The organism is Pseudarthrobacter sp. NCCP-2145 (genome assembly GCF_023708005.1).
GTDB classification, from domain to species: Bacteria; Actinomycetota; Actinomycetes; order Actinomycetales; family Micrococcaceae; genus Arthrobacter; species Arthrobacter oxydans.
The window spans coordinates 73122-92487 of record NZ_BRCG01000012.1 but is presented as its reverse complement, the minus strand read 5'-3'; the positions used below and the strand labels follow the sequence as shown (position 1 = coordinate 92487).

Below are 19366 nucleotides of genomic sequence, written 5' to 3'. Positions count from 1 at the left end.
GCCGATTTGAAACTGAAGCGAAGTGTATGAAACAATCACTGAGCTTGACCAGCGGAAACGCTGGTAAAAGTACGGTAAAGTACACGGCCCCATCGTATAGCGGCCTAGTACGCCGCCCTCTCACGGCGGTAACGCGGGTTCGAATCCCGCTGGGGTCACCAACGAAATGGTCCCGGGCACACGCCCGGGGCCATTTTTGTTGTGTGCTGGAGCCCACCGGCAACGCGCGCCGTTACTGCGGCCGTGGAGAGTTCGAACTGGCATGATGTTGCTGTGACCTCCCCGAACGAGCAGGACCACCCGAACCACGCGCAGCGCACGCCCGCGGGCAGCGCCGCAGCCTTGGCGGCCGTCGCGTTGCTGGAAGAGGTGCGCGAGGATCTGGCCGCTGCCGAGCTGCCGCTGGCCCTGCCTGATTCGGAGCAGGCCCGGCGTGAGGCCGCCAGTGCCGTGGCCCAGCTCGATGACTACATCCTTCCGCGGTACCGAAGCCTTGACGCTCCGCTCCTGGCCGTCGTCGGGGGTTCCACGGGAGCGGGCAAGTCAACCCTGGTGAACGGGATCGTGGGGCACCCGGTCACCCGCGCAGGCGCCATCCGTCCCACCACCCGCCAGCCGATCCTCCTGCACCACCCATCGGAGGCGGACTGGTTCGAGGGGCAGCGCGTGCTGCCGAGCCTCAGCAGGATCCGTGGGTCCGTCACCAACAGCCCCGTGCCCGCTAACCGGGCAGGAGCGGTTCCGGATGCAGCCGCCATGTCTTCCCTTGTCCTTGTGGCAGACCCGGGAGTGCCCGCCGGAGTTGCCGTCCTGGATGCCCCGGATGTTGATTCCATCTCGGACGACAACCGCAAGCTGGCCGCCCAGCTCCTGGCCGCCGCCGACCTGTGGGTCTTCGTTACCACTGCCAACCGTTACGCCGACGCCGTTCCCTGGAAGCTGCTCCTCAACGCCGCGTCGCGGGACATCATGGTGGGCGTGGTCCTGGATAGGGTTCCCGCCGGGGCGGAAGAAGAAGTCAGCGAGGACCTGCGCAGCCTCCTCGACCGGGAAGGACTCGGCACGGCGCAGCTGTTCATCATTCCGGAGACCACCCTGGATGCCATGGGCATGCTCCCCGCCGGGGCCGTCCAGCCGCTGCGGGCCTGGCTGGCTGACCTGGCGGCCGACGCCGCCGGCCGGTCCGAAATCGCCCGCCGCACCCTGAACGGAACCGTCCGGGCGATGGCAGGGCGCGTCTCCGCCGTCGCGCTGGCCGCCCGGGAGCAGCAGCAGGCCGCCGCCAACCTCGAGGATGCGGCCGTCGGTGCCTACGGGGACGCTGCGGACCGCATCCTCGATGCCACGAGGGACGGCGCCCTCCTGAGGGGAGAGGTGCTGGCCCGCTGGCAGGACTTTGTGGGTACGGGGGAATTCTTCCGGACGCTCGAGCAGAACGTGGGACGGTTCCGCGACCGGGTGGGTGCCTTCTTCCGTGGTGAACCCGCACCCGCCGTCAGGGTGGAAGCTGCCATCGAGACCGGCCTGCAGGCTGTCATTGTTGACGAGGCCGCCAATGCCGCCGAGGACACAGACCAGCGCTGGCGGAACGATCCCCCCGGGCGCCAGCTGCTGGGTACGGATGACCTCTCCGGCACAACTCCGGGCTTTGAAGACCGCGCCGCCGCTGAGATCCGGGCCTGGCAGGAAGCCCTGATGGACATGATCCGCACCGAGGGCCAGGGAAAGCGGACGCAGGCCCGCTGGCTCTCCTTCGGCATCAACGGACTCGGCGCCGCGCTGATGATCGTCGTCTTTTCCATGACGGCCGGGCTTACGGGACTCGAGGTGGGCGTCGCCGGAGGAACCGCCGTCGTGGGCCAGCGGCTGCTCGAGGCCGTCTTCGGCGAGGACGCCGTCAGGCGCATGGCCGAAAAAGCGCGCGAGGACCTGCACACCCGATGCCAGGTGCTGCTGCAGGAAGAGAGGCGCAAGTTCCTCTCCCGCCTGCCGGACTACGACGGCAGCATCCCCGACACCCTGGCCGCGCACGCCGCCGCGCTGGTGCGCCTGGCGGACAACGCATGAGCCGCCACAGCGATACCCGGGAGGCGACCCGGCTGGACCGCCGGCTTTCCGCCCTCAACGACGCCCGCGAGCTTGGCGAAGGCGTCCTTCCGGACGAGTCCCTGCAGGAAGTCTTCAGTGTCCTGGAACGCGCAAGTTCGCGGCGGTCGCTGTCCGCGGACCACACGGTGGTGGGATTCTTTGGTGCCACGGGCAGCGGGAAATCCTCGCTTTTCAACGCGGTCAGCGGCGCGGAAATCGCGACGGCGGCAGCACGGCGTCCAACGACGTCGGTACCTTTGGCAGGGGTCTGGGGTGCGGACGGCAGCGAGCCGCTGCTGGACTGGCTGGAGGTCCGCAACCGCCACCACGCCGCCGCCGTCGAAGGATTCGCGGACGAGGACACCGGCCTGGTCCTGCTGGACCTGCCGGACTTCGACTCCACCAAGGCATCCAACCGTGAGGTGGTCCAGCGGATGGTGGGAATGGTGGACGTCCTGGTGTGGGTCCTTGATCCGCAAAAGTACGCCGACGCGGCCGTGCACAACGACTTCCTGTCACGCCTGGCCTCGCACGGCGCGGTGACCCTGGTGGTCCTGAACCAGGTGGACCGGCTGCCGGAACGTGATGTGCAGCCCGTCCTGGAATCCCTGCGCTCCATCCTTGCCCGCGACGGACTTGCCAAGGTCCAGGTGCTTGCGGCTTCGGCGTTGACGGGAGCCGGCGTAGACCAGGTCCGGGCTGCCATCCGTGGGGTTGCCGTCAAACGCAAGGCCCAGTCGCAGCGGCTTGCTGCCGATATCACCAGGGCATCAGCGGAGCTGGGCGCGGTGTCCGGCGAGGGAACCGCAGCCGGTGTACGGCCTGCGGCCATTACCCGCCTTGCCGACGAACTGGCTGTGGCAGCCAACGTTCCCGTAGTGGTCCGCGCGGTGGGCCAGTCCTACCGGCTGGAGTCCGTCAGGCGCACGGGCTGGCCCGCGACCCGGTGGCTCTCCCGGTTCCGTGCTGATCCGCTGCGGCGGCTCAACCTGCGCAGCGCGGCGCCATCGGAGCTCAACCGGACATCACTGCCACCGGCAGGAGCACCGGAGCGGGCACGCACGGACGCCGCCGTGCGCGAATTCGCCGACGCCGCGAGCACCGGCGCTCCCGGGCCCTGGCGGGCCGCCATCCGGGGAGCCGCCAGGGAGGGCCGGGAACGGCTGCCCGATGCCCTTGACCAGGCCATCGCCGGAACGGACCTCGCCGCCAACCGGAAGTCCTGGTGGTGGGGAGTTTTCAACGTGGTGCAGTGGCTGGCGCTGCTCACCGTCCTGGGCGGGCTGGGCTGGCTCGGCGTCCTGGCGGGCCTGGGCTATTTCCAGATGCCCGTACCTGAGGTGCCCCGGGTGGAGGGGTGGCCAATCCCCACCCTGATGATTGCCGGGGGTGTGGTGCTGGGTATTTTCCTGGCCATCACCGGCCGCTTCATAGCCGCTGCTGCGGCCAACCTACGGGCAGCGAGGGCACGGAAGAGGCTCAAAGCCGCAGTGGCTGCCGTTGCGCAGGAACTCGTGGTGGAACCGGTGGAACTGGAGGTCAGCAGGCACGCCGCATTCAATGCTGCACTCAGGACGGCTGCAACCGGCTAGCAGCATCCCGGACTTTGACCAGCGTCCGCAGGTTGCGCGTCGTGGTTGCGGCCTTGAACCTGGCTTTTGCGGAGATCTTGCTGAAGGGGCTGTCCAGGGTTCCGCCTGCCGGTGCCAGCCAGGCCAGCGCCTCCGGCCCCAGCCTCTTCTGCTGGTGTCCTTCCAGTGCAGCCCCGGCCGCGTCGAGTTCATCGAGCACTTCCTGGTCCGAGGAGAGCGTGATGTAGGTATGGGTGGCCTTGTCGTCGGCAGGGTAGGGGCACGCCGCCACGAGTTCTGCGACCCGGCCGGCTTCGAGGACCACCACCCAGGCGTCATAGCCAAAGGCATCCCTGAGGCACTTCTCACAGGTGCGCTTGACAGCGGCGGCTCCGAGGGTGCTGGTGAGGACGACGTTTCCGCTCGCAAGCAGTGTCCCGGCGTCCTGGAAGCCGGCAGCCTGGAGGGCGTCCCGCAAGGCGGCCATCTTGATGTTGATGCCGCCCACGTTGATTCCACGGAGGAAAACCGCATAGCTGCCCATGGCGAAATCCTAGCGCCGGGCGGGCCGGTTGCGGCCTTTGCCGGGCGTCAGTCGTTGTTCTTCCGGAGGGCTTCGGTGAGGAGCCGTCCGGCGTTGCACACCACTTCCGCGTGCAGCCGGCCGGGCTGGCGGGTGAGGCGCTCAATGGGCCCGGAAATGGAAACCGCGGCGATGACCCGGCCGGACGGTCCCCGCACCGGTGCGGACACGGAGGCGACCCCCGGCTCCCGTTCCCCGAGGCTCTGGCCCCAGCCCCGGCGTCGTACTCCGGCCAGGACCGTCGGCGTGAAACGTGCTGACTGCAAGCCTTCGAGAAGACGGTCGTGGTCTTCCCACGCGAGCAGTACCTGCGCCGCAGACCCTGCCTTCATGGACAGCTGGGTACCCACAGGGATGGTGTCGCGCAGGCCGATGGGCCGTTCGGCCGAGGCCACGCACACGCGCCAGTCACCCTGGCGGCGGAAAATCTGGGCGCTTTCGCCGGTGGCGTCGCGCAGCTGCATCAGGACGGGCCCCGCGGAAGCTATCAGACGGTCCTCGCCTGCAGCCGATGCCAGCTCAACCAGGCGGCTTCCCAGGACAAAACGGCCCTGGATATCGCGGCTCACGAGGCGGTGGTGGACCAGGGCGAGGGCCAGGCGGTGGACAGTGGGCCGGGCCAGGCCCGTGGCTGCCACAAGCTGTGCCAGCGTGGTGGGGCCGGCTTCGAGCGCATCAAGCACCTGGGCCGCTTTATCAATGACACCGACTCCACTAGAATTGTCCATGTAATGATATTGCCGTCTCAATATCTGAGATGCAAATCTTTTGGCTGGCGCAGTGCCGAGCCGTCCTGATTCAGTTGATCTCATCAGCCAAACAGCAGTGAAGGGAGATGGCCATGGCAAAGACATTGGCCGAGAAAGTCTGGGACGCACATGTGGTGCGCAAAGGTGATGGTGACGGTGCCAACGCCCAGCCCGACCTTCTCTTCATCGACCTTCACCTGGTCCACGAAGTGACGTCCCCGCAGGCCTTCGAAGGCCTGCGGCTGGCCGGCCGGAAGCTGCGCCGCCCGGACCTCACCATCGCCACGGAGGACCACAACACCCCCACGCTGGACATCGACAAGCCTATCGCGGACCTCACCAGCCGCACCCAGATCCAGACCCTGCGCAACAACTGCGCGGAGTTCGGCGTGCGGCTGCACAGCCTCGGGGACGCCGAGCAGGGCATCGTCCACGTGGTCGGCCCGCAGCTGGGCCTCACCCAACCGGGTATGACAGTGGTCTGCGGCGACTCCCACACGTCAACGCACGGTGCCTTCGGCGCCCTGGCCATGGGCATCGGCACCTCTGAGGTGGAGCACGTCATGGCCACCCAGACGCTCTCCCTGAAGCCCTTCAAGACCATGGCCATCAACGTCGAGGGGACACTGCGTCCCGGCGTCACCGCCAAGGACATCATCCTGGCCGTCATTGCCAAGATCGGCACCGGCGGCGGGCAGGGCTACGTCCTGGAATACCGCGGGTCCGCCATCCGCTCGCTGTCCATGGACGCGCGCATGACCATCTGCAACATGTCCATCGAAGCCGGTGCCCGCGCCGGCATGGTGGCGCCGGACGAAACCACCTACGCCTACATGGAGGGCCGCCCGCACGCTCCGCAGGGCGCCGACTGGGACGCCGCCGTCGAGTACTGGAACACGCTGCGCACTGACGAGGACGCCGTCTTCGACGCCCAGGTTGACCTGGACGCCGACACCCTGGAGCCCTTCGTCACCTGGGGCACCAACCCCGGCCAGGGAGTTTCGCTGTCCGAGTCCGTGCCGTCGCCCGAGGACTTCGGAGACGAGAACGCCAAGGCTGCCGCCGAGCGTGCGCTGCAGTACATGGGGCTGGAGGCAGGCACCCCGATGAAGGAAATCCGCGTGGACACGGTGTTCCTGGGCTCCTGCACCAACTCCCGCATGGAGGACCTGCGCGCTGCCGCGGACATCATCCGCGGACGCCAAAAGGACCCCAACGTCCGGATGCTGGTTGTTCCGGGCTCCGCACGCGTGCGGCTGGAAGCCGAGGCCGAGGGCCTCGACCGGGTGTTCAAGGACTTTGGCGCCGAGTGGCGCTTCGCCGGCTGCTCCATGTGCCTGGGCATGAACCCGGACCAGCTGGAGGTGGGGGAGCGCTGCGCTTCCACCTCGAACCGCAACTTCGAAGGACGCCAGGGCAAGGGCGGCCGCACCCACCTGGTCTCCCCGGTGGTCGCCGCTGCCACCGCCATCCGGGGCACCCTGAGTTCGCCGTCGGACCTTGATCCGGCCCCCGAATCCGCCGCCATCCGCACCGACGCAGCCTAGGACACGCCATGGAAAAGTTCACCACCCACACCGGAATCGGCGTCCCGCTGCGGCAGAGCAACGTGGACACGGACCAGATCATCCCCGCCGTCTACCTCAAGCGGATCACCCGGACAGGGTTCGAGGACGCCCTGTTCTCGGCATGGCGCAAGGACCCGTCCTTCATCCTCAACAAGGAGCCCTTCACTGCCGGCTCCGTGCTGGTGGCTGGCCCGGACTTCGGAACCGGCTCGTCGCGCGAGCACGCCGTCTGGGCGCTCAAGGATTACGGCTTCAAAGCCGTCCTCTCCTCCCGCTTCGCCGACATCTTCCGCGGGAACTCCGGCAAGCAGGGGCTGCTGGCCGCCGAGCTCTCCCAGGACGACATCGAGCTCATCTGGAAGGAGCTCGAGAACGCTCCGGGGACCGAAGTCACCGTGGACCTGGTGTCCAAGACCGTGGTGTGCGGCAACATCGTTGCGCCCTTCGAGATCGACGACTACACCCGCTGGCGCCTGCTGGAAGGCCTGGACGACATCGGGCTGACCCTGCAGCATGAGGCGGACATCACGGCCTACGAGGCCACCCGGCCCTCGTTCAAGCCCAAAACCCTGCCTGCGCGCCTTTCCTCCGCGGGCTGAAGCAGAGCTGCATGTCTTTAAAAGGTGCGACGGCGGCGCGCCACGCCCTGCCGCCGTCGCCCGCGTATTTCGGTTCGGTAACGCAACCTCCTATGCTTGGTTGGAGCCTTTGCAAGGATTTGGGGGCGAGTGATCGTAAGGAAACCGGTATATGAGTAGTGTTCTGACAATCCGCGGCGGAGTCCCGCTTACAGGCCGCGTCAGCGTCAGGGGAGCAAAGAATCTTGTCCCCAAGGCGATGGTGGCAGCGTTGCTGGGCAACGAACCCTCGGTGTTGCGGAACGTTCCGGAGATCAAGGACGTGGAGGTGGTCACCTCCCTCCTGCAGCTGCATGGCGTTACCGTGGTCAAGGACCCGGTCAACGGCGACCTCACGCTGGATCCGAAGGCAGCCAAGACGGCCTCCAGCACTGCCATTGACGCCCACGCAGGCGACTCCCGGATTCCCATCCTGCTGTGCGGACCGCTGATCCACGCCATCGGCGAGGCGTTCATTCCCGATCTCGGCGGCTGCAAAATCGGCGACCGCCCCATCGACTACCACCTGGACGTGCTGCGGCAGTTCGGTGCCGTGGTGGAGAAGCGCCCCGGCGGGATCCACATCTCGGCACCCAAGGGCCTGCACGGGGCAAAGATCTCCCTTCCGTATCCGTCGGTGGGCGCCACCGAGCAGGTCCTGCTGAGCGCCACCCGCGCCGAGGGCATCACCGAGCTCTCCGGTGCCGCCACCGAGCCGGAGATCATCGACCTCATTGCCGTGCTGCAGAAGATGGGCGCCATCATCAGCGTCCAGACGGACCGGACCATCCGCATTGAAGGTGTCCGCGACCTCGGCGGCTACAGCCACCGGGCGCTCTCGGACCGGAACGAGTCAGCGTCGTGGGCCTCTGCTGCCCTGGTCACCAAGGGCGACATCTTTGTTGAGGGCGCCTCCCAGCGGGACATGATGACCTTCCTGAACACCTACCGCAAGGTGGGCGGCGGGATGGACATCGGCGAGGACGGCATCCGTTTCTACCACCACGGCGGCAAGCTCAACCCGCTGGTCCTGGAGACTGACGTGCACCCCGGCTTCATGACGGACTGGCAGCAGCCCCTGGTGGTGGCCCTGACCCAGGCCGAAGGCGTCTCCATCGTCCACGAGACCGTCTACGAGAACCGCTTCGGATTCACGGATGCGCTCATCCGGATGGGGGCCAGCATCCAGGTGCACCGTGAATGCCTGGGCAGCGTCCCGTGCCGGTTTGGCCAGCGCAACTTCCTGCATTCGGCCGTGATCTCCGGACCTACCCAGCTCAAGGGCACCGACATCGACGTCCCGGACCTGCGCGGCGGCTTCAGCCACCTGATTGCGGCTCTGGCGGCCACGGGAACCTCACGCGTGACCGGCATCGACATCATCAACCGCGGCTACGAACGGTTTACCGAAAAACTGGCCGGGCTGGGTGCCGACTTCGACATCACCACCACGAAGTAGCGGGCAGACGTGAAAGAACCGGCCAAGAGCCGCGCCACCCTTGCGGTGGTCGCCGGAATAGTCCGCCCCCTGTTTAACCTCATGATGGACAAAAAGTGGGAGGGCACCGCGAAACTGCCTGCCGGCGGCTTCATTGCGGCGCCCAACCACTGCACCGAGATCGATCCGCTGATCATCGGCCACCTCCTCTACAACCACGGGATTGCCCCGCACTTCCTTGCCAAGTCCGGCCTGTTCAAGGTTCCGGTGCTGGGCTGGGTCCTGCGGGCCACCAAGCAGATCCCCGTGGAACGTTCGACGGCGGGGGCGAACCGCTCGCTGCAGCTCGCCCAGGAGATTGTTGCCGAGGGCGGCGCCATCATCATTTATCCCGAGGGCACCCTCACCCGGGATCCTGCGCTGTGGCCCATGAAGGGCCACACCGGCGCCGCACGGCTCGCCCTTGAAGGCGGCATCCCGGTGGTGCCGATCGCCCACTGGGGTGCCCATGAGGTCTTCCCCCGCTACGGCAAGCGGTTCCACCTGTTCCCGCGCAAGCGGTCCAGGGTTGTGGTGGGCGATCCGGTAGACCTGAGCGCCTTCGCCGGGCGCCCGCTGGACAAAGCCACCCTGACAGGCGCCACGGACGCAATCATGGACGCAATCACCAGCCTCCTGGCGGAGATCCGGCAGGAAGAGCCACCCGCTGAGCGCTGGGACCCGGCCAAGCAGCAGCAGGCGAAGCACGGCAGGTTCGTGGAACGCGGGCAGCAGCAGCCCGGTACCGGAACGGAAACTCCGTGACCGCTGGGGAAAGGGAAGCGGGCTCGGCCCGTTCCGTTGCCGTGCTGGGCGCCGGCTCCTGGGGGACGACGTTCGCCAAGATCCTGGCTGATGCGGCGGCGGCAGCAGGCGATCCGCGCACCATCAGGCTGTGGGGCCGCCGCGCTGAAGTGGTCGACCAGATCAACACCAGTCACGTCAACGAGCAATACCTGAAGGACGTCCCGCTCCCGGAGAGCATCTCGGCGTCCACGGACGTTGCCGCCGTCCTGGACGGCGCGGACCTCGTGGTCATCGCCGTCCCGGCGCAGTCCCTGCGGCCGCAGCTGCGGGAATGGAAGGGCCTGATCGCCCGGGACGCCATGGTGGTTTCCCTGATGAAGGGCCTTGAGCTCGGCACGGACGCCCGGATGAGCGAGGTCATCGGCGAGGAGCTGGGCCTGCCCGCCGAACGTATCGCCATTGTGTCCGGTCCCAACCTGGCCATGGAGATTGCCCGCGAAGAACCAACCGCATCGGTGGTTGCCTGCACCGATTCCGCAGCTGCCGGCTGGATCGCCAGGAGCTGCACCGCTCCGTACTTCCGGCCCTACACCACAGCGGACGTCGTCGGGGTGGAGATCGGCGGGATCGTAAAAAACGTCATTGCGCTGGCCGTGGGCATCTGCGAGGGCAAACAGATGGGGGACAACACCAAAGCGTCCGTCATCACCCGCGGCCTGGCCGAGACGTCCCGCCTCGCCCTGGCCCTGGGCGGCGAGGCCAAGACCATGGCCGGCCTGGCCGGGCTGGGCGACCTCGTGGCCACCTGCTCCTCGCCGCTCTCGCGCAACCACACCGCCGGCCGCCTGCTCGGCCAGGGCCTCACGCTGGAGGAGGTGGGCCAGAAGATGACCCAGACCGCCGAAGGCATAAAATCAGGCCAGGCCGTCCACGAACTGGCAGGCAAGCTGGGCGTCGAGATGCCCATCACGGCCGCCGTCGTTGCCGTGCTGGCAGGCAAGCTGTCCGTTGACCAACTGGGGCCCCTCCTGCTGTCCCGGGAACTGAAACCTGAAGGCGATTACTGACGATGTCCCACGAAAACCTGGCCGCGGGGGAGACCGCGCCGCGGGCGAAACCCCGGGTGGCGGTACTTTTCGGCGGCCGCTCCAGCGAGCACGCCGTGAGCTGCGTAACGGCTGCCGGTGTGCTCGGCGCCATCAACAAGGACAAGTACGAGGTGATTCCGATTGGAATCGCCAAGACCGGGCAGTGGGTGCTCGCGGGCGCCGACACCGCCCAGTGGTCCCTGGCGTCCACGGCTCTGCCCGAGGTGGCGCCGTCACCGCAGACTGTCACCCTGGCGGAAATCGGGGGAGAGCACCAGCTGATCGTGGCGTCCCCGAACGAGGTACCCCAGGAGCTGGGAACCGTTGACGTGGTTTTCCCGCTGCTGCATGGCCCGTTCGGCGAGGACGGCACCATCCAGGGGCTGCTGGAACTCTCGGACACCCGCTACGTGGGCGCCGGCGTCCTTGCTTCCGCCGTGGGCATGGACAAGCACTACATGAAAGTGGTCTTCGAGGCGGCCGGGCTGCACGTGGGCCCGTATGTGGCGGTCACCGACCGTCAGTGGCGCAAGGACCCGGAGCTGGTCCGCAAACAGGTGGACCGGCTGGGCTTCCCGGTCTTCGTCAAACCGGCCCGCGCAGGCTCCTCGATGGGCATTTCCAAGGTTGACTCCCTGGCGGACCTGGACGCGGCCATCGAGGAAGCCCGCGAGCACGACCTCAAGCTGGTGATCGAGGCAGGGATTATCGGCCGGGAGATCGAATGCGCTGTCCTCGAAGGCAGGGGGACAGACGCTCCGCGGACCTCCATGCCGGGGGAGATCTCCGTGGCCGGCGGCACCCACGAGTTCTACGATTTCAACGCCAAGTATGTGGAGGACGACGCCGCCTCCCTCAGCTGCCCGGCAGACATTCCCGAGGAAGCCATCGCACGGGTCCGCGAGCTCGCAGCGGCAGCCTTTGACGCCGTAGGTGCCGAAGGACTGAGCCGTGTGGACTTCTTCTACACCCCCGCCGGTGAGCTCATCATCAATGAGATCAACACCATGCCAGGGTTCACGCCCAAGAGCATGTACCCGCAGATGTGGGCGGCCTCCGGGCTGGACTACGCAGACCTCATCGATGAACTGATCTACCTGGCGCTGCACCGTAAAACCGGGCTCCGCTGACGTCCCCACCGGCCCCTGACCGCAACGTGCTCCCTTACTGGCTGGGCGGCAGGTTCTGCAGGTCCTCCTGGCCCACGCAGTTCCTGGCCGCCGGTACCTTGCCGGCGGCCGCTGCAAGGTCTGCCAGGACTGTTGCGGAGCTGATTTTGTCGGGGTCCATCAGGATCTCGGTTGCCGGTTCGCGGCCATAGGTCGTCAGGGTCCAGACGGGGTTGCCCTCCTTGATGACCCAGTCGATGCCGTTAACGGTCACGCAACGGTCTGTCGTGGGGCCCGGGACGTTGACGCCGCAGCGGAGGATCACCAGGGAAGGATCACCCCAGGCGGCCGTCGCCTGGCTGTTGGTCTTCCGGAGCGGGTACTCGCCAATCGCGTCCGGCAACGCCACCATCATGGGAGCGCAGGCGGGGTTGGCTGCGTCCTGGGCGGCTGGAACATCCACGGGAGGCGAACAGGACGTCAATGATATGGCCGCAAGGCTCCCAATCAGTGCCAGCCTGGCAGCGCGGGCGGGCAGGGAAAGCTGGGGACGGTGCATCCCCCCAGCCTATCGCCGCCAGCGGGGCAGCCCCGACGCCGGACCGCCTGCCCCCAATGTCAGGACCCCGCGATAGCGTAGTGGGGTGCCTGAAAAACCCCTGTCCTCCCGCCCGCAGCCCCGTCCGCAATCCGGCAGCGGCCAGCCCGCTGGAGACCGGCCCCAGCTGACGGTCTCCGCCCCGCCTGTCTCCGCCCTCCCTGTTTCTGCCCTCTCCGAGGGCGAGCTGCTGGCCCGGATCTTTCCTCGGCTGGCCATGGAAGGCACGCACTGCACCGCCACCCTCCTGGGGCCGGGGGACGATGCCGCCGTGATCGCTGCCCCGGACGGCAGGACCGTCATCAGCATCGACACACAGGTCCAGGACCAGGACTTCCGGCTCCAGTGGCCAAGCGGCTACAAAACCACCGGGTTCGACGTCGGCTGGAAAGCAGCGGCGCAGAACCTCAGCGACATCAATGCCATGGGGGCCAGCGCAACCTCGCTGGTGGTGAGCCTCACGCTTCCTCCTGACACCCCTGTGGGCTGGGTTGAGGACCTGGCGGACGGACTCACCTCCGGGATCAGGAACCTCGGCGCGGCCACTTGCTCGGTGGCCGGAGGCGACCTGGGGCGCGGCCGGGAAATTTCCGTGACGGTTGCGGTGCTGGGCACCCTTGACGGCGGCCCGGCAGTCCTCCGGTCCGGGGCCAAACCCGGAAACACCCTGGCCCTCGCAGGCACCGCCGGCCACGCCGCCGCAGGACTTGCCCTGCTCGAGTCCGCCATTCCGCTGGAAACCCTCAGCGCCGAACTCCGCGGGCTGGCCGACCTTCAGTGCAGGCCGCGGCCACCCCTGGCCGCGGGACCCGCCGCGAGGGCTGCCGGCGCAACAGCGATGCTGGACATCTCGGACGGCATGCTGCGGGACGGCTTGCGGCTCGCGTCAGCCAGCGGTGTCGCCGTCGACCTCCATCCGGGCCCGCTGGAGAGGCTCAAGGACGCCCTCCGGCACGCAGCAGAACACCTGCACACTGATGCCGGAGACTGGGTGCTCGGCGGCGGCGAAGACCACGGGCTGCTGGCCACATTCCCCTCCGGCACCCTGCTGCCCGCCGGATTCACTGCGATAGGCTCAATACAAGCACTGGGAATCAACGAGCGCCCGGGCGTCACGATAGCGGGCCGGTCCGCGGACACCGGGGGATGGGATCACTTTGCACACTAAGGTTGCCGCCAACGCGCAAGCGATGAAGAGGTGGTTGGGCAAGGCGGAGACGGCACTTGGCAACCACAGCGACCGCCTGAATGCCATCAATATTTTCCCGGTGGCCGATGGCGACACCGGGACAAACCTCTACGTCACCGTCCGGGCGGCCTCCCGGGCCGTGTCCGCCGGCGGGGACCAGCCTGCACAGATGGACGTGGGCGCCGTCCTGGCCACCGCCGGGCAGGCCGCAATGGAAGAAGCACGGGGAAACTCGGGAACGCTTCTTTCGGTGTTCCTGACTGCCGCCGCCGAGCCGCTTGCGGGGCACACCCGCCTTACATCCACGCTCCTCGCAGCAGCGCTAAACCGCGCCCAGATCCGCGCCTGGTCAGCCCTGAGCGACCCCGTGCCCGGCACCATGCTCTCCGTCATGGAAGCGGCGGCCCGGGCTGCCGCCGCCGTGGACGCAGGGCAAAACGGCGACGACAGCAACCACGCCCTGGGTCTCGCCCTGGACGCTGCCGTCGAAGCCGCCCTCGCAGCCGTGATCCACACCGAGGACCAACTGGCAGCCCTGACTTCCGCGCACGTGGTGGACGCAGGCGGGGTGGGAATGCTGCTGATCCTCGATTGCCTGCGCTCGGCGATCCTTGGCGAGGAGCTCCAAAGCGAGCTCCTCGACGGACTGCACGGCTATGACGTGTCGGATCCGCACATCCACACCGCCATGCCGGACGACGACGGCGTGGAAGTCATGTGCACCATCAGCCTTTCCCCGCTCAACGCAGCCACCCTCCGGCAGCGGCTGGACGAAATCGGCGAATCGGTCATCATGAGCCAGGTGGGCAGCGGGCCTGATTCCGAGGGCAACTACCGGTGGCGCGTCCACGTCCACGTGCCAGAGGGGGAGCCCGCCGTCGACATCATCCGGTCCCTCGGCGAGCCCGCCAACATCAGCATCAGCGAACTTGCCCTGCCGCGCGATCCGGCAGCGGATGCAGTGAACTCCAGCGGGCATGAGCGCTGAACTGGACCTGGCGCTGGAACGCCGGCTTGGCAAGCGTTCCGCCGCAGTCATTGAAAAGCACCTGGGCATCACCACGGTGGAGGGGCTGCTCAACTATTACCCGCGCCGCTACATGAACCGCGGGGAGCTGACCCCCATCAGCGAGATCCCGCGGGACGAGGAAGTCACCCTGATCGCACGGGTCCTGTCCAGCAGCACCCGCCGTATGCAGGCGCGGCGCGGCACCATCACCGACGTCGTGGTTTCGGACGACGACGGAAAACAGGGACTTCGGCTGGTAGGCGGCACGGAGTACCGCGGCAAAGCGCCAGGGACCCTAAAAATCAGCTTCTTCAACGGCTACAAGGCCCAGGCGGAGCTGCTCCAGGGCCGGCTGGCCCTCTTTTCCGGCAAGGTCACCAGCTTCAAGGGTTCACTCGGCCTCACCAACCCGGACTACCAGCTCCTGGACGAGGACATGTTCAGTGGCAACGGCCGCGATCCGGAAAAGATGGCCGCCATGCCCATCCCCGTGTACCCGGCCACGTCCAAGCTGCCCAGCTGGAAAATCCAAAAGGCCGTCTCCACGCTGCTCGAAACCGCTGACCTCGACTCCCTGCCCGACCCCATCCCCTCCGACATCGCGGCACGGGAGGAATTCCTCCCCATTGCCACGGCGTACCGGCTGATCCACGAGCCGGAGTCAGCCGGTGACTGGCAGCAGGCGCGCCGCCGTTTCCGCTACCAGGAAGCGCTGGTGCTGCAGTCCGCGCTGGCCCGCCGCCGCGCCCAGCTTGCCGCGGAGGAAGCCACCGCGCGCAGGCCCGTACCGGACGGTCTCCTGGCCCGCTTCGACGCCGATCTTCCCTTCACCCTCACTGCCGGGCAGGCCGCCGTCGGGGAGACCCTCGGGGACGAGCTGGCCCGGGACACCCCCATGAACCGGCTCCTGCAGGGCGAAGTGGGCTCCGGCAAGACCGTGGTGGCGCTCCGGGCAATGCTGCAGGTGGTGGATGCCGGGGGCCAGGCGGCCCTGCTGGCACCCACGGAAGTCCTCGCCGCACAGCATTTCGATTCGATCCGCCGCACGCTGGGGCCCCTGTCCGGCGACGGCCTGCTGGGCGGCATGGACGGCGCCTCCGTCCAGGTCTCGCTGCTCACCGGGTCCATGCCTACGGCGGCACGGCGCCAGGCCATGCTCGATGCCGCGTCCGGAACCGCTGGGATCGTCATCGGTACCCACGCCCTCCTCAGCGACAACGTTTCCTTCTACGACCTCGGCCTGATCGTGGTGGATGAGCAGCACAGGTTCGGCGTGGAGCAGCGTGACGCGCTCCGGGCCAAGGCCAGGAAGCCCCCGCACCTGCTCGTCATGACGGCCACGCCCATTCCGCGTACGGTCGCCATGACCGTTTTCGGCGACCTCGAAACGTCCGTCCTGAACGAACTGCCGGCCGGCAGGGCCCCCATTTCCACGCACCTGGTGGGGCTGGCCGAGAACCCGGCGTGGGCAGGCCGCATTTGGGCAAGGGCGCGGGAAGAGATTGACGCGGGCCACCAGGTATACGTCGTCTGCCCCAGGATCGGAACGGACGACGACGGCGACTTCAGTCCCGGTGAAGCGGCACCTCCGGCGGGGGACACGGAAGGCGAAGGCGGGCGGGAGCTCGCCTCGGTGACAGCCGTCGTCGAGCATTTGCTGGAGGAGCCGTCCTTGTCCGGGGTGCCGCTGGCACCCCTCCATGGCCGCCAGGAGCCGGACCTGAAGTTTGGGGTGATGGACGATTTTGCGGCGAACCGCATCAAGCTGCTGGTGTCCACCACCGTGATCGAGGTGGGCGTGGACGTCCACAATGCAACCCTGATGGTCATCCTTGATGCCGACAGGTTCGGGATCTCCCAGCTGCACCAGCTCCGCGGCCGGGTGGGCCGGGGCGGGCTCCCGGGGACCTGCCTGCTGGTGACCTCCCTTGAACCGGGCCACCCCAGCCGGCGCAGGCTGGAGGCAGTGGCCGCAACCACCGACGGGTTTGCGCTGTCCGAGGAGGACCTCAAGATGCGTCGCGAGGGCGACATTCTTGGTGCCTCGCAGTCAGGCGGACGCTCCACCCTGAAGCTGCTGCGGGTCCTGGAACACGGGGATGTTATTGCCCGGGCACGGGAAGATGCCCAGCAGATCGTGGGCGGGGACCCCGCACTGGCGGCCCGTCCCGAGCTTGCCGAAGCCATAGAGAAGTACCTCAATCCGGAAAAGGAGGCGTTCCTTGAACGCGGATAGCATGGTGCGCGCCGGATTGCCTGGCTTCGCAGACAGGAGTGCCCGGTGAGCCGGATCATTGCGGGGGCCGCCGGCGGCTCCCCCCTCACAGCCGTTCCCGGTTCCCTGACCAGGCCCACCACGGACCGGGTCAAGGAGGCGCTTTTCTCCCGGCTTGATGCCTTCAACGTCATTGCCGGTGCCAGGGTCCTGGACCTTTATGCCGGCTCCGGCTCCCTGGGGGTTGAGAGCGGCAGCAGGGGAGCGCAGACAGTCGACCTGGTGGAGTCGGACGGGAAGGCGAGTGCAGTGTGCCAGCGCAATGCCGACCTCGTCAACGGCGTGCTGGGGCGCAAGGCCGTCACCGTGCACCGCTCGAAGGTCGAACCCTTCCTGGACCGTGCCCCGGAGACTGCTGAGTGGGACCTTGTCTTCATGGACCCGCCGTACCCGCTTGAGGAGGTGGCCTTGAATGCCGCGCTCCAGAAGCTCGCACCGCACCTGTCGGCTGCCGCCGTGGTGGTGGTGGAGCGGTCGTCCCGTTCCCCGGAGCCACAGTGGCCTGACGCCCTGGCCCGGTTCGCGGAGAAGAAATACGGCGAGACCAGGCTGTGGTACGCGGAGCCCAACGTGCCGGACGCCATCGACGAGGGCGACGTTCCGGAAGCGGCGGAAGACGCGGAACGCTAGCCGGGCCGGCGCCCGAGATGCTCAGCGGTCAGACCGCAAAGGGGTCCAGATCCAGTCCGGCCAGGACTTTCGCCGGGTGCGGCCCCCGGGCGGTCAGTTCGGCCGTCCAGTCCCGGGGCCACGGGGTCTGCGTGCCCGCAAGGATCACGTTTCCGGGATGGCGGCCCTCGAACATGCCCGCTTCTGCGAAGGCAGCCACATCCGCCATGGCCTCCCGCATGGCCGCCACCTGGCTTCGGACCAGGGTGAGCCCCGGTTCGTCACCCACATTGACGATCAGCACACCGCCGGGGCTGAGCCGGTCCCTAATTTCCCGGTAGAACGCGCTGCATGCCAGGTGCGCCGGTGCCTCCGGCCCGGAGAAGATGTCCAGGATGACGACGTCGAACCGGAGTTCCGGGTCCTCCCGGGCCAGTGAATCCCGGGCATCGCCGGTGACAGTGTGCAGGTCCGTGCCCTCGGGCAGGGGGAGCTGGCGCAGGACGAAGTCAAGCAGCTCACGCTCCAGCTCCACGGCATACTGCGCCGATCCCGGCCGGGTTGCCTGGATATACCGCGCCAGGGTCAGTGCCCCGGCCCCCAGGTGCAGCGCGCGGACAGGCTCCCCGGCAGGTGCTGCAAGGTCCACCAGGTGGCCGATCCGGCGGAGGTACTCGTAGAAGATCTCCTCCGGCCGGAGAAGGTTGACGTGGGACTGTTCCGCGCCGCCGATGCTCAGGACGTAGCTGCCCTCGGTGAAGGCATCCGGTTCAATGGACGCGTGCTGCCCGGTGGTCCGCAGGAACCGCGCCCGGGTGTCACGCCCGGCTGGCATCAGAGCCTGCCGCTGAGGGAAGCCAGGCGTGCGGCGGCCTCGTGCAGGACGCCGTCCTTCTTGCAGAAGGCGAACCGGAGCAGGCTTCGGGTCCGCTGTGCCCCCTCCTCGTGGCAAAACACGGGGACCGGGATCGCGGCGACTCCCACCAGGGCCGGAAGCCTCCGGGCAAGGTCCACCGAGTCGGTGATGCCCAGGGGAGCAGTGTCAACATTGACGAAGTATGTGCCCTGCGGGGAAAAGACGTCGAAGCCTGCGGCGCGGAGCCCTTCGCTCAGGATGTCCCGCTTCTGCTGCAGGGATGCCGCGATGCCCTCGTAGAAGGAGTCCGGCAGGCCCAGGCCCAGGGCGATGGCCGACTGGAACGGGGTGCCCGAACTGTAGGTGAGGAACTGCTTGACGGTCCGCACGGCGGCCACCAGCTCCTCCGGGCCCGTGAGCCAGCCGATCTTCCACCCGGTCAGGGAGAACGTCTTGCCTGCGGAGGAGATCGTGATGGTGCGGTCCGCGGCTCCGGGCAGGGATGCAACCGGCACGTGGCTGACGCCGAACGTGAGGTGTTCATAGACCTCATCCGTGACGATGATGCTGTTGTGCGTGCGTGCCAGCTCGACGATCCGCTGCAGCACCTCCCGCGGGAAGACTGCGCCGGTCGGGTTGTGGGGGTTGTTCAGGAGGACAATCTTTGTCCGCGGGCTGAACGCGGCTTCGAGTGCTGCCATGTCCGGCATGAAGTCCGGGGCCAGCAGCGGGGCGGTCTTGTGCGTTGCGCCGGACAGGCCGATCACGGCGCCGTAGGAATCGTAGAAGGGTTCCAGGGTCAGAACCTCGTCGCCAGGCCCGGCGAACGCCAGGAGCGCGGCGGCAATGGCCTCGGTGGCGCCGGTGGTGATGACCACCTCGGTGGCGGGGTCGGGCGCAAGGCCATAGAAGCGCTGCTGGTGTGCCGCCACTGCCTCACGCAGTTCCGGGATGCCTTTGCCCGGTGCATACTGGTTCGCGCCGGCTGCGATGGCGGCCCGGGCGGCTTCCCTGATTTCCAGTGGTCCGTCCTCGTCCGGAAATCCCTGGCCGAGGTTGATGGCGCCTGTCTGGACAGCCAGGGTGGTCATCTCCTCGAAGATGGTGACGCCCAGCCCTCCGCCGGGGGAGAGGAGGTTCGCTCCGAGGGCTGTGCGCTGCCAGGGAGCGGGAGCCGTGGGCGCGGAAACTTCCCGTGGTGCATGCATCCAGTCATGGTATCCCGGCCTTCCC

Annotated in this window: 17 protein-coding genes and 1 tRNA gene; 13 read left to right on the top strand and 5 right to left on the bottom strand. The window is 67.7% G+C overall.

Translation table 11 applies throughout. The annotated features are described in order from the left end of the window. Nucleotides 1-85: 85 nt before the first annotated feature. From NFU08_RS12165 to NFU08_RS12155, 3 genes are all read left to right on the top strand, one after another. A tRNA-Glu gene (locus NFU08_RS12165) sits at nucleotides 86-161 on the top strand. Nucleotides 162-273: 112 nt separating this feature from the next. Beyond that, nucleotides 274-2067, top strand: coding sequence for a dynamin family protein (locus NFU08_RS12160; protein WP_397425726.1), 1794 nt, complete (start codon nucleotides 274-276; stop codon nucleotides 2065-2067). Beyond that, nucleotides 2064-3680: a GTPase gene (locus NFU08_RS12155; RefSeq protein WP_251423590.1), complete on the top strand. Its 1617-nt coding sequence runs from the start codon at nucleotides 2064-2066 to the stop codon at nucleotides 3678-3680. Before NFU08_RS12160 ends, NFU08_RS12155 begins: the two co-directional genes overlap by 4 nt. Here NFU08_RS12155 and NFU08_RS12150 read toward each other — a convergent pair. Next, entirely contained in the window at nucleotides 3658-4203 is a 546-nt protein-coding gene (locus NFU08_RS12150; protein WP_174178147.1) for a DUF1697 domain-containing protein, read from the bottom strand. The genes NFU08_RS12155 and NFU08_RS12150 overlap by 23 nt on opposite strands. Nucleotides 4204-4250: 47 nt before the next feature. Next, a complete protein-coding gene (locus tag NFU08_RS12145) occupies nucleotides 4251-4970 on the bottom strand; it encodes an IclR family transcriptional regulator (protein WP_066276894.1) in 720 nt (239 codons plus the stop codon). Between the two features lie 113 nt (nucleotides 4971-5083). On the opposite strand from NFU08_RS12145, the gene leuC reads away from it, so the two are divergent. The 6 genes from leuC to NFU08_RS12115 all read left to right on the top strand — a co-directional run bounded on the left by leuC (nucleotide 5084) and on the right by NFU08_RS12115 (nucleotide 11618). Next, entirely contained in the window at nucleotides 5084-6538 is a 1455-nt protein-coding gene (leuC, locus tag NFU08_RS12140; protein ID WP_174178149.1) for a 3-isopropylmalate dehydratase large subunit, read from the top strand. Between the two features lie 8 nt (nucleotides 6539-6546). After that, a complete protein-coding gene (gene leuD / locus NFU08_RS12135; RefSeq protein ID WP_251423588.1) occupies nucleotides 6547-7158 on the top strand; it encodes a 3-isopropylmalate dehydratase small subunit in 612 nt (203 codons plus the stop codon). 151 nt (nucleotides 7159-7309) lie between these two features. Next, nucleotides 7310-8635 carry a UDP-N-acetylglucosamine 1-carboxyvinyltransferase gene (gene murA / locus NFU08_RS12130; protein ID WP_251423585.1) on the top strand — a complete coding sequence of 442 codons (1326 nt, stop codon included), beginning with the start codon at nucleotides 7310-7312 and terminating at the stop codon, nucleotides 8633-8635. A gap of 9 nt (nucleotides 8636-8644) precedes the next feature. Beyond that, on the top strand, nucleotides 8645-9418 hold the full coding sequence (locus NFU08_RS12125; RefSeq protein ID WP_174178153.1) for a 1-acyl-sn-glycerol-3-phosphate acyltransferase: 774 nt from the start codon (nucleotides 8645-8647) through the stop codon (nucleotides 9416-9418). Beyond that, the gene (locus NFU08_RS12120) at nucleotides 9415-10467 is read left to right on the top strand and encodes an NAD(P)H-dependent glycerol-3-phosphate dehydrogenase (protein ID WP_251423582.1); all 1053 of its coding nucleotides are present in this window, start codon (nucleotides 9415-9417) and stop codon (nucleotides 10465-10467) included. Before NFU08_RS12125 ends, NFU08_RS12120 begins: the two co-directional genes overlap by 4 nt. Before the next feature lie 2 nt (nucleotides 10468-10469). After that, complete coding sequence (locus NFU08_RS12115) at nucleotides 10470-11618, top strand: D-alanine--D-alanine ligase family protein (RefSeq protein WP_251423580.1); 1149 nt, start codon at nucleotides 10470-10472, stop codon at nucleotides 11616-11618. Nucleotides 11619-11652: 34 nt separating this feature from the next. Here NFU08_RS12115 and NFU08_RS12110 read toward each other — a convergent pair whose 3' ends face one another. Further along, a complete protein-coding gene (locus tag NFU08_RS12110) occupies nucleotides 11653-12156 on the bottom strand; it encodes a DUF3515 domain-containing protein (RefSeq protein WP_174178159.1) in 504 nt (167 codons plus the stop codon). A 256-nt stretch (nucleotides 12157-12412) separates the two neighbouring features. On the opposite strand from NFU08_RS12110, the gene thiL reads away from it, so the two are divergent. The 4 genes from thiL to rsmD are packed head-to-tail and all read left to right on the top strand — an operon-like array spanning nucleotide 12413 to nucleotide 17298. After that, nucleotides 12413-13363: a thiamine-phosphate kinase gene (gene thiL, locus NFU08_RS12105; protein WP_251423657.1), complete on the top strand. Its 951-nt coding sequence runs from the start codon at nucleotides 12413-12415 to the stop codon at nucleotides 13361-13363. A gap of 22 nt (nucleotides 13364-13385) precedes the next feature. Next, nucleotides 13386-14372 (top strand): DAK2 domain-containing protein, encoded by a 987-nt coding sequence (locus tag NFU08_RS12100; RefSeq protein WP_251423577.1) that lies wholly within the window; start codon nucleotides 13386-13388, stop codon nucleotides 14370-14372. Further along, the gene (locus NFU08_RS12095; RefSeq protein ID WP_251423574.1) at nucleotides 14362-16629 is read left to right on the top strand and encodes an ATP-dependent DNA helicase RecG; all 2268 of its coding nucleotides are present in this window, start codon (nucleotides 14362-14364) and stop codon (nucleotides 16627-16629) included. The genes NFU08_RS12100 and NFU08_RS12095 overlap by 11 nt, the downstream gene beginning before the upstream one ends. 45 nt (nucleotides 16630-16674) lie before the next feature. Further along, entirely contained in the window at nucleotides 16675-17298 is a 624-nt protein-coding gene (gene rsmD, locus NFU08_RS12090; RefSeq protein ID WP_251423571.1) for a 16S rRNA (guanine(966)-N(2))-methyltransferase RsmD, read from the top strand. 28 nt (nucleotides 17299-17326) lie between these two features. Here the strand turns inward: rsmD and NFU08_RS12085 are convergent, their stop codons facing one another. Next, nucleotides 17327-18112, bottom strand: a complete 786-nt coding sequence (locus NFU08_RS12085) for a spermidine synthase (protein WP_251423568.1) — start codon at nucleotides 18110-18112, stop codon at nucleotides 17327-17329. Next, the gene (locus NFU08_RS12080; RefSeq protein ID WP_251423565.1) at nucleotides 18112-19341 is read right to left on the bottom strand and encodes an aminotransferase class I/II-fold pyridoxal phosphate-dependent enzyme; all 1230 of its coding nucleotides are present in this window, start codon (nucleotides 19339-19341) and stop codon (nucleotides 18112-18114) included. The genes NFU08_RS12085 and NFU08_RS12080 overlap by 1 nt, the downstream gene beginning before the upstream one ends. Nucleotides 19342-19366: the final 25 nt, after the last annotated feature.